The sequence below is a fragment of the Seohaeicola saemankumensis genome, from assembly GCF_021021435.1.
In the GTDB taxonomy this organism is placed as follows: Bacteria; Pseudomonadota; Alphaproteobacteria; order Rhodobacterales; family Rhodobacteraceae; genus Seohaeicola.
The window spans coordinates 1-2,069 of record NZ_JAINWI010000051.1 but is presented as its reverse complement, the minus strand read 5'-3'; the positions used below and the strand labels follow the sequence as shown (position 1 = coordinate 2,069).

Genomic DNA, 2,069 nt, shown 5'->3' with positions numbered 1-2,069 from the left:
CTATCGGCCAGGGCCTCCCGGTTTTTGCGGCAGAGATTTGGCAAGCCAAATCTGGCCCTCCGTGACCCTGCCTGTCCGCCCTGTCGGTGGGGTTTGCGCCCGCCCGCGGTTCCGTCCGAACACATGCGTGTTCGGCCAGAGCCTCGGGCGGGGCTGGCGGACGGGACCCTTAGGGCAGGTGGGTCGCCCGGTGGTGAGGGCGGCAGAGCCGCGCCCCTGCGGGCCGCGGCGTGAAGCGGACACCAAGGCTGCCTGAGACTGAAAGCGACGTAAGTATATAATTGACAGCACGATATATTATCGTAAGGTAGGGGCAGCCTTGGTGGAAGGTGGCAGGAAATAGGGGGTCTTTCTTCGCATGTCTCGCTCGAAACGCCTCACAGATGCGGACCGCATGGAGATCGTTCGCGAAGCTGCGGAAGGCGTTTCCACTTCAGTGCTGGCGGAACGGTTTGGCGTGTCGGTGCGGGCGATCCAGTACACGCTCAATGCCGATGCCGAGCGCCAGACGGATGCCGCAATTCCGGTCTCCGCTGTCAGTGTGAAGGTCACGGCTGCGGAGCTCGCGGCGCTCGATGCGGTGCTGGCCGAGGCCGGGATCGAGAGCCGTGCCGAGGGGCTGCGGCGACTCATTCAGGCGGCAGGCGGGGTGTTCGTTCCGGACGCGCAGATGGCAGCAGAGATGGCGCGCTACCGCGCCTCTCTGCACGAGGTCGGTAATGGGGTCGCGCAGATCGCCAAACAGATGACGCAGGCCAACCGGCGGGGGCAGGCGGCCGTGGGGGGCACGAGTGCCGAGTTCACCGAATTGCGCCTTGCGCAGATGCGCGGGTTGGCGCGGTTCATTCTGGATTCCGCTGACGAGATCGATCTGCTTCTGCGCCGCCGTCGAGACGCGATGCAGCTCCAGGCCACGGCCGCGCTGAGGGAGTTTGCCCATGCGGCTGAATGATGCCGTCCATGCTGTCACGGGCGAGGTCTTCCGGGATGGCTGGAGCCGCGTCCGAGGCTCGATGCAGGGGCTGCATGTCGCCAAGCAGAGCCAGCTTGTGCGCGCGGCAGCGGGACACCGGCCTGCGGTCTTCAAGGCGATCCGGGGCGGGGGGACGCATACCAAATCGCAGCTCGCAAACCAGCTCGATTACCTCACCACCAAGTCCACTCATATCGTGGACAGTAGCGGGTTCCTGGATGGCAAGGCGAAGCTCGAGGCAAAGGACATCAAGGACCTCACCGAGCGCTTTGCCAAGCGGTGGGATGCGGGCTTCAAACCCAAGCTCGGACAGACCACCCACATGCTCATGTCCTTCCCCATCGGCACGCGGGGAGAGGATGTGCGCGACATCGCGACGGATGTGGCCGAGCGCTTCTTCCAGACTGATGAGGGGCATTTCGATTACATCATTGCGGTGCATGAGGACCGCGATCACCCCCATGCGCATCTGGTGCTGAACCGCCGCTCGCAGGAAGGCGAGTTCTTCTTCCTCGGCCGCAGTCACCGCTTCAACTATGACGACTTCCGCCTCGCCATGGTCGAGGAGGCGGAGAAGTATGGCGTGCGGCTGGAGGCCACGCGCCGGGTGGATCGCGGGGTTGTGCATTACCCAGCCCGCACCAGCGAGGTCTACGCCGCGAAAGAAGAGGGGCGCGCACCCCGCGAGCGCGAACGCGTGGGGCAGGACCTGACCCGGACGCTGGCGGAGATCGCCAATACCAGAACCGTCTACCATTCGCTCGCAGCGGAGGCTTCGCGCGAGGCCCGCGAGGATTTTGCCGCAGCCCTCTTTCGCGCGGGCGAGGTGCTGGCGCATGGCGGGCAGGTGGACCGAACAGGAGATGTGTATATGGCCGAGGATCAAAGCTTTGAGGATTTGAGAAGCCTCTATGCGGAAAAGCTCGCGCGGGTGCAGGGCATGATCGCCGAGAAGTCTGACGCGGAACGTCCCGTGCTGGAAAAGCGCCTCATCGAGATCCAGACGCAGGTCCAGCACATGCAGCCCTTGGGGCTGCGATCATCCACGCTGTCAGAGACCCCCTCGGAGGGCGGGATCTATTCCGAAGCCAATATC

Annotated in this window: 2 protein-coding genes; both read left to right on the top strand. The window is 64.5% G+C overall.

The window, feature by feature from the left end:
• Positions 1-358 precede the first annotated feature (358 nt).
• Entirely contained in the window at positions 359-952 is a 594-nt protein-coding gene (locus K7H22_RS19875; protein WP_330165873.1) for a helix-turn-helix domain-containing protein, read from the top strand.
• Positions 939-2,069, top strand: a 1,131-nt coding sequence (locus tag K7H22_RS19870) for a relaxase/mobilization nuclease domain-containing protein (protein WP_230802541.1), incomplete at its 3' end; no start/stop codon positions are given. The genes K7H22_RS19875 and K7H22_RS19870, both read left to right, overlap by 14 nt.